The sequence below is a fragment of the Muribaculum sp. genome (assembly GCF_029051885.1).
GTDB lineage: Bacteria > Bacteroidota > Bacteroidia > Bacteroidales > Muribaculaceae > Muribaculum.
This window is the reverse complement of sequence record NZ_JAIDKI010000168.1, coordinates 1-7,891: the sequence shown is the minus strand read 5'-3', so window position 1 is coordinate 7,891 and position 7,891 is coordinate 1. Positions and strand designations below refer to the sequence as shown.

The following is a 7,891-nucleotide window of genomic DNA, read 5'->3' as shown; positions in this document are numbered from 1 at the left end:
ATCAATTCAGTCATATTTATTTTCTAATGGGCTGTATCGACAATGTAGCCGTTGCCATCAAAGCCTTCTACGGTTATTTGGTTGTGATATTCAACACGCCGGTACGGGTATAAGGAGTGTAGTCGAGGAATGGCGCGGTTGGTGTTAAGTCGCCGGGCTACGCCGGGCATTTCGGGGGGAGGAGGCCAACCCCACCCTGCGAACCGCTAACGCGGCTCTTGGGTGGGGCTAACGTTGTGGACGCCCCCAAAGGGGCTATGCGCTAACGCGTTGGGTTGCAGGAGGTGGCCGAGTTGGGAATAGGAGTAAATGGCATGCGGATGCATGGGCTATGCGCTAACGCGGTAGTTATGGATGGAGCTGGGTGGGGTGGTATGGGGTGCGGAAATTGGGATAATCTATAAGATTGTGTTATGCAGGCGACTAATGTTCAATGCATGATTGTTTTGTGATATGATTTTGTTGTAGCTGCAACTCCCCGCGTTAGCGCACCGCTGTTTTTGTGGTTGTTCACAATATGTATTACGTTTTGGCCGCATTGGCAAGTCTCCGCTTTAGCGCATAGCCCCTTTGGGGGCGTTCACAACGTTAGCCTATGGTAAGAGCCGCGTTAGCGGTTCGCAGCCATAGGATTGTGGTGTCCCCTCCCCTCGGAATGCCCGGCGTAGCCCGGCGACTATTTCGTTAATTGGAGATGACCAATCCTTGCGGTGTGAGGCCCTCGCTAGGGGGATAAGAGCTTGTTTAATAATAAATGTTGCCGGCAGGGTCGTATAACTTGAGTCGATTTTCGACATGTGCCGAAGGAGTGTATTTTATGTATATGACTGAGGGTTATGGCGAAAAGCGGCCAAGATATACGAAACAAGGGGTAGCTTTATAGCCTATACAATCTCTTGCCTGCTTGTAAGGTAAATGCAAAAATATATCAACGATATGAAACAAATTACTGACCGCCCTGGCGGTAACATTTATTATTAAACGAGTTCTAAAATAAATGCCGCAGAGTTGCACTCAACTCTGCGGCATTTGCTATAGGGGGATATTGATTAATCGGCGGGTGAATCAATACTCTTTCCAGGGAGTGATAGAAATCGACTCCATCGGACGGTTGATGAATGCCCTTACATAGGCGCCGGCGAGGCGGGCGTTGGTAAGCAGCGGTATATTGTGGTCGATGGCCCAGCGGCGTATGCGGTAGCCGTTGGTAAGCTCGCGCTTGGTATGGTTTTTGGGGATGTTGATTACCAGGTCGACCTTGTGTGAGGCTATGAGATCAAGCACATTCTCGGTGCTTGTGCCCTCTTCGTCGGGCCATCCTACAGCCTGGGTGGCGATACCGTTGTTGTTGAGGAAACGGGCAGTGCCTTCGGTGGCGTAAATCTTGTAGCCGCTGTCGAAGAGCGCACGGCATGCGTCGAGCATGTCGACCTTGCCGCGTACATCGCCGGAGCTTACGAGCACACCGCCCTTGGGCACGTGGTGGCCTACGGATATCATCGCGTTGAGCAGGGCCTCGTCGAAGTCCTTGCCCAGACAGCCTACCTCGCCTGTCGACGACATGTCGACGCCCAGTACGGGGTCGGCCTTGTGGAGACGTGCGAAGGAGAACTGCGATGCCTTAACGCCGATATAGTCGATATCGAATGTCGACGAGTCCTGTTTGTCGACTTTCTCGCCGAGCATGATGCGTGTGGCGGTCTCGATGAAGTTTTTCTTGAGTACCTTGCTGACGAAGGGGAATGAGCGCGATGCACGCAGGTTGCATTCGATTACCTTGACGTCGTTGTTCTTGGCGAGGTACTGTATGTTGAACGGTCCGGAGATGTTGAGCTCCTTGGCTATCTTGGCTGAGATGCGCTTGATGCGGCGTGCGGTGGCCATGTAGATTTTCTGGGCGGGGAACACGAGGGTGGCGTCGCCTGAGTGTACGCCGGCAAACTCGATGTGCTCCGAGATGGCATACTCGACAATCTCGCCGTTGCGGGCCACGGCGTCGAACTCTATCTCCTTGGCGTTCTGGAGGAACTGGGAGATTACCACAGGGAATTCCTTGGATACCTTGGCGGCCTGTCCGAGGAAGCGGTGCATCTGCTCGTAGTCGTAGCATACGTTCATGGCGGCACCGGAGAGCACGTAGCTCGGGCGGATGAGTACGGGGAAGCCTACCTCTTCTACGAATGAGTCGATGTCGTCCTGGGTAGTGAGCTCTTTCCAGCGGGGCTGGTCGATGTCGAGCTGGTCGAGCATGGCCGAGAACTTGTGGCGGTTTTCAGCACGGTCGATCGACACGGGCGAGGTGCCGAGGATGGGAACGTGACGGCGGTAGAGCTTCATGGCCAGGTTGTTGGGTATCTGGCCGCCGACGCTTACGATGACTCCGCGGGGCGATTCGAGGTCGATGATGTCCATCACGCGCTCAAACGAGAGCTCGTCGAAGTAGAGACGGTCGCACATGTCGTAGTCGGTCGACACTGTCTCCGGGTTGTAGTTGATCATAATCGACCTGTAGCCGAGCTTGCGGCAGGTGGCTGCGGCGTTGACCGAGCACCAGTCAAACTCTACCGAGCTGCCGATGCGGTATGCACCCGAGCCGAGCACCACAATGTTGTTGCCCGGATTCATGTCGTAGGGTATGGCATTCTCGGTGGCGCCGTAGGTCACGTAGAGATAGTTGGTCAGGTCGGGATATTCCGAGGCTACGGTGTTGATGCGGCGCACCTTGGGCAGAATGTCGAGGCTCTTGCGGTGGGCGCGTACGCGGAGCACCTCGGCCTCCATGGTGCCTTCGGGCTTCTCTACGAGTCGGGCTATCTGGAAGTCGCTGAAGCCAAGTCGCTTGGCCTCGGCGAGCACATCCTTGGGAAGGTCTTCGATTTTGTCGTAGGTGCCCAGCTTGTGGCTGTAGTCGACGATATTCTTAAGGCGCTCTACAAACCAGCGGTCAATCTTTGTCAGGTCGGAGATGCGCTCCACTGTCCAGCCCTCTTCGAGAGCCTGGGCGATAGCGAAGATGCGGAGGTCGGTGGGGTGGGTGAGGGCTTTCTCCAGGTCGTCGAAGCGGATGTCGTTGTTGCCGACAAATCCGTGCATGCCCTGGCCTATCATGCGGAGGCCCTTCTGTATGATTTCTTCAAACGACTTGCCTATCGACATGATTTCGCCTACCGACTTCATCGACGAGCCGATTTCGCGGTCGACGCCTACAAACTTGGTGAGGTCCCAGCGAGGAATCTTTACAATCATGTAGTCGACACTCGGAGCCACGTAGGCCGAATTGGGTGTGCCCATCTCGCCAATCTGGTCGAGTGTGTAGCCAAGGGCGAGCTTGGCGGCAACGAAAGCGAGAGGATATCCCGAAGCCTTTGATGCGAGAGCCGACGAGCGCGAGAGGCGGGCGTTGATTTCGATGATGCGGTAGTCGTTGGTCTCGGCGTTGAATGCATACTGAATGTTGCATTCGCCTACGATACCGATATGACGCACGGTGCGGGTGGCGATATCCTCGAGCATCTTTATCTGCTCGGGGGTAAGGCTCACGATGGGAGCCACTACAATCGATTCGCCGGTATGGATGCCCAGCGGGTCGAAGTTTTCCATCGGCACTACTGTGAAGCAGTGGTCGTTGTCGTCGCGTATTACCTCGAATTCAATCTCTTTCCAGCCTTTGAGCGATTCTTCCACGAGAATCTGGCGTGAGTAGGCGAGGGCGCTTTCGCAGTGGCGGGCAAACTCCTCGTCGTTTGTGCAGATGCCGGAGCCGAGACCGCCCAGTGCGTAGCCTGAACGCACCATTACCGGGAAGCCGATTTCGTGGGCCACTCGCTTGGCATCCTCCAGGCTCTCGACAGCTTCGCTGACGGGAGTCTTTACGTCGATTTCCTTGAGTTTCTTTACAAAAAGGTCGCGGTCTTCGGTAATCATGATTGCCTCGACCGATGTGCCGAGCACTTTCACTCCGTACTTGTCAAGCACTCCGCTCAGATACAGCTCAGTGCCGCAGTTGAGCGCAGTCTGGCCTCCGAATGCGAGCAGAATGCCGTCGGGACGCTCTTTTTTGATCACTTCCTCTACAAAATAGGGCGTAATCGGCAGGAAATATACCTGGTCGGCTACGCCCTCAGAGGTCTGGATTGTTGCAATGTTGGGATTGATGAGCACAGTGGAAATGCCCTCTTCTCTCAGCGCTTTCAGAGCCTGAGACCCGGAGTAGTCAAATTCGCCCGCTTGCCCGATTTTCAGGGCGCCGGAGCCTAATAACAATACCTTTTTCATATATAAAGAAATTCCTTGTTGTTCGCGTGTCTCTGTAGCAATAGGCGTCGTATTTCCGATATACGGCGTCTACCGCTCTCTTTCATAGCGGGATTGTGCGGTTGCGTGTAATTCCCACTCCCGCAAAGTTACGACAATTCAGCCGTTCACGCAATTTTTTGGTGACTATACTATATATATTGTGGATACCCGGAGTTGATATATTGGCAATCTCTATGAAACTGTTTCAATTTATATGATACAGATTATATGATACAGATTTTGAGAGAGAATGTCGGATGTATTTTTGTTGGCTTTTCAAAAACAAAGTGAGATGAATTTAGAGCTTGTTTAATAATAAATGTTGCCGCCAGGGTCGTATAGCTTGAGACGATTTTCGATATGTGACGAAGGAGTGTACTTTATGTACATGACTGAGGAACAGGGCGAAAAGCGGCCAAGATATACGAGACTAAAAGTAACTTTATAATCACTCAATCTCTTGCTTACTTTTGAAAAAATGCAAAAATATATCAACGATATGAAACAAATTACCTCCAGTCGGTCATTCGCCGGCATCTTTCCGCCTGTTCTTCGGTCGTTATGGAACCCCATAACTCCCTTATCACAAGCGAAAATCTGCTCGACGAATGACCGCCCTGACGGTAACATTTATTATTAAACAAGCTCTAAGATTCAATTCTATACAATTCTATAAAAGGGACATTGCGGCAATTCATTCTTGCTGCGGTGTCCCTTGCTTTTTTTGCAGGGAATTAGTAATTTTGTCAAAAATAATCACGCCCATGCTTCAGTCTATGACGGGATTCGGCAAAGCTGTCGTTACAATCCCAACTAAAAAGATAACAGTCGAGATTAAGTCGCTTAATTCAAAGCAACTTGACATAAACACACGTATACCTGCCGTTTTTCGCGAGAAAGAGCTTGATTTGCGCAATATAGTGTCGGCGCGTCTTCAGCGCGGCAAGGTCGATATGCAGATATATTCCGAACCTATCGGTGTGGAGACCACCGTGTCGCTCAATCTGCCCCTGATGGCCGCCTACAAGGCCCAGGTCGAGGAAATGGCTGTGGCATTGGGTATTCCATGGCCCGAGGACTGGTACAGTGTGCTTATGCGTTTCCCGGAAACAGTAAAGAGCGAGTTGCCCGACAGTCTTACCGATGATGATATCGCGGCCTTGCAGCAGGCTGTGGAGGAGGCTCTGGAGGCCCTTGTGCAATTCCGCAGCAAGGAGGGTGAGAGACTTCAGGATTTCTTTACTGTGCGCATCGAGCGGATCAGGGCCTTGCTTGCAGAGGTAGAGCCTTATGAGAAAGAGCGTGTGGAGAAGATACGCGCGCGTCTTGAGGAGAATCTTGCCAAAATCGAGGGCGTGGCTCTCGACAAGAACCGCCTTGAGCAGGAGATGATATTCTATATCGAGAAACTTGATATCAACGAGGAGAAGCAGCGTCTGTCGCAGCATCTCAGCTATTTCATGGAGACAATGGCTCATGGCGAGGGGCAGGGCAAGAAACTCGGCTTCATAAGCCAGGAGATGGGGCGCGAAATCAATACTCTCGGCTCGAAGAGCAACAATGCCGAGATGCAGCGCATCGTGGTGAAGATGAAGGATGAACTGGAACAGATAAAGGAGCAGGTGCTCAATGTACTGTAACCGTTCGTAGAAAGACATTATTCTATTATTGATTTTTGTGCGAATATTATCCCTATGGATGGAAAAATCATAATACTCTCGGCACCTTCGGGATGTGGCAAGTCGACTATCATCGGGCGGCTGATGGAGCGTGGCGATCTCAATCTGGCATTTTCTATTTCGGCCACCTCACGTGCTCCGCGCGGCACCGAGAAGCATGGTGTGGATTATTATTATCTTACGGCGGAAGAGTTCCGACGCCGTATTGATGCCGGCGATTTTGTGGAGTACGAGGAGGTGTATCCGGGACGTTTCTACGGTACATTGCGCAGTGAGATTGACCGTATCACCTCAGGAGGCTCCAATGTGGTGCTTGATATCGATGTAAAGGGAGCCTTGAACGTGAAACGTATCTACGGCGACAGGGCACTCACACTGTATATCGTGCCGCCGTCGGTCGATGAATTGCGCCGTCGCCTGGAAGGTCGTGCCACCGATGCTCCCGAAGTAATCGAGGAGAGAGTAGGGAAGGCAGCCTATGAGCTTACTTTCGCCCCTCAGTATGACTGCTCTGTGGTAAATGACCGTCTTGATGATGCTGTAGAGGAGGCCCACCGGATTATTAAGGATTTTATCGAGCGCGACTGATGCCGTGGCATTTGCTCCCTCGGTGGAACATTGTGTCATTCGGTCATTGACCGCTACTTATAAATAGTGTAATTATGGCGGTACAACGCAAGCGCATAGGCATAATGGGCGGGTCGTACAATCCCGTGCATGCCGGCCATATGATTGTGGCATCATATATCGCGCAGTGGGGCGACCTGGATGAGGTGTGGCTTACACTCTCGCCTCAAAATCCGTTTAAGCGCAATCTTACTTTGGCCGATGACGCCCACAGGCTTGAGATGCTGCGTATCGCTGTCGGGGATTCGCCGATTCTCCGAGTATGTGATGTGGAGCTATCAATGCCGCGTCCGAGCTACACGGTTGATACCCTTGCAAGGCTGTCGGAGATGTATCCCGATTGCGATTTCCGTCTTATTGTCGGCGCCGACAACTGGGAGTCGTTCAACAGATGGCGTTCTCCCGATGAGATTGTGTCGCGTCACGGGGTGATAGTATATCCTCGTCCGGGATATTCGTCGGAGGGGTGTGAGGACACTCCAGGGGTGACTTGTGTCGAAGCTCCGCAGGTAGAACTGTCATCGACATTTATCCGCGAAGCGATATCCGCCGGACGCGACATGAACTTTTTCCTGCCTCCGGGGGTATATCAGTATATAACTGAAAATGGACTGTACGGCTCTGTGCAGTGAAAATGTATCTTATGAACACTCAAACATCTTTGCTCAACAATAACGCGCTGGCTTTCATAGCGCTGTCAAATGAATACTGCCAGGCGCTTGAAAGTGCCCGCGAGAGTGAGCGCATACCTTTCGTGGAGAATATGCTGCGCCTGCTGCCAAGAATATATATATCGGCCACCGACCTGCAGTTGAATCAGTTTCTTGCGGAAGAAGCGTATCTCGAGGGACGCCTTGACGAGGATTTCTACGATTCAGTAAGGCGCAGTGTGGAGAATCTGCTTGGGCCTGACGACACATACCTGGAAGTTTTTGAAGAGGATATGAAGTATTCCGACACGCCTATAGCAGCGTCGGTGTCGGAGGGACTTGCCGATATTTTCCAGGTGCTGTACAATCTGCTTGACGGCATACGCGATATGCCTGAGGAGGTTGTGCTTTCTGCTCTTGTTGCCGTGAGAGACGACTTCGAGGCATATTGGAGCCGTGTGCTTTGCAACGTGTTGCGCGCACTCAACCATATACGCTATACCTCCACTACGGCCGACGAGTAATCTCCATCCCCGATTGTGTGGGTCTCACTAAGGCCCGCTTTAGACCCCGTTCACCAATATTTGTTAACGCTGGGGCGGTCAATCGTCGTGCAGATGTGTTCGCGCAGTGAGGGAG

5 protein-coding genes are annotated in these 7,891 nt (G+C 52.2%); 4 read left to right on the top strand and 1 reads right to left on the bottom strand.

What is annotated here, in order from left to right; genetic code table 11:
• Positions 1–1,065: 1,065 nt before the first annotated feature.
• A complete protein-coding gene (carB, locus tag K2I50_RS07270; protein ID WP_526022966.1) occupies positions 1,066–4,275 on the bottom strand; it encodes a carbamoyl-phosphate synthase (glutamine-hydrolyzing) large subunit in 3,210 nt (1,069 codons plus the stop codon).
• A gap of 785 nt (positions 4,276–5,060) precedes the next feature.
• On the opposite strand from carB, the gene K2I50_RS07265 reads away from it, so the two are divergent.
• The 4 genes from K2I50_RS07265 (at position 5,061) to K2I50_RS07250 (ending at position 7,776) form a co-directional block, all read left to right on the top strand.
• A complete protein-coding gene (locus K2I50_RS07265; RefSeq protein WP_301025648.1) occupies positions 5,061–5,936 on the top strand; it encodes a YicC/YloC family endoribonuclease in 876 nt (291 codons plus the stop codon).
• 54 nt (positions 5,937–5,990) lie between these two features.
• Positions 5,991–6,563 carry a guanylate kinase gene (gene gmk, locus K2I50_RS07260; protein WP_301025646.1) on the top strand — a complete coding sequence of 191 codons (573 nt, stop codon included), beginning with the start codon at positions 5,991–5,993 and terminating at the stop codon, positions 6,561–6,563.
• 74 nt (positions 6,564–6,637) lie between these two features.
• On the top strand, positions 6,638–7,234 hold the full coding sequence (gene nadD, locus K2I50_RS07255; RefSeq protein ID WP_301025644.1) for a nicotinate (nicotinamide) nucleotide adenylyltransferase: 597 nt from the start codon (positions 6,638–6,640) through the stop codon (positions 7,232–7,234).
• 11 nt (positions 7,235–7,245) lie between these two features.
• Positions 7,246–7,776 carry a DUF5063 domain-containing protein gene (locus tag K2I50_RS07250; protein WP_301025642.1) on the top strand — a complete coding sequence of 177 codons (531 nt, stop codon included), beginning with the start codon at positions 7,246–7,248 and terminating at the stop codon, positions 7,774–7,776.
• The last annotated feature ends 115 nt before the right edge of the window (positions 7,777–7,891 follow it).

Bases quoted from the DNA above. Each gene is read 5' to 3' on its own strand.
- carB (WP_526022966.1), bottom strand. From the start codon at position 4,275: ATGAAAAAGGTATTGTTATTAGGCTCCGGCGCCCTGAAAATCGGGCAA.
- K2I50_RS07265 (WP_301025648.1), top strand. From the start codon at position 5,061: ATGCTTCAGTCTATGACGGGATTCGGCAAAGCTGTCGTTACAATCCCA.
- gmk (WP_301025646.1), top strand. From the start codon at position 5,991: ATGGATGGAAAAATCATAATACTCTCGGCACCTTCGGGATGTGGCAAG.
- nadD (WP_301025644.1), top strand. From the start codon at position 6,638: ATGGCGGTACAACGCAAGCGCATAGGCATAATGGGCGGGTCGTACAAT.
- K2I50_RS07250 (WP_301025642.1), top strand. From the start codon at position 7,246: ATGAACACTCAAACATCTTTGCTCAACAATAACGCGCTGGCTTTCATA.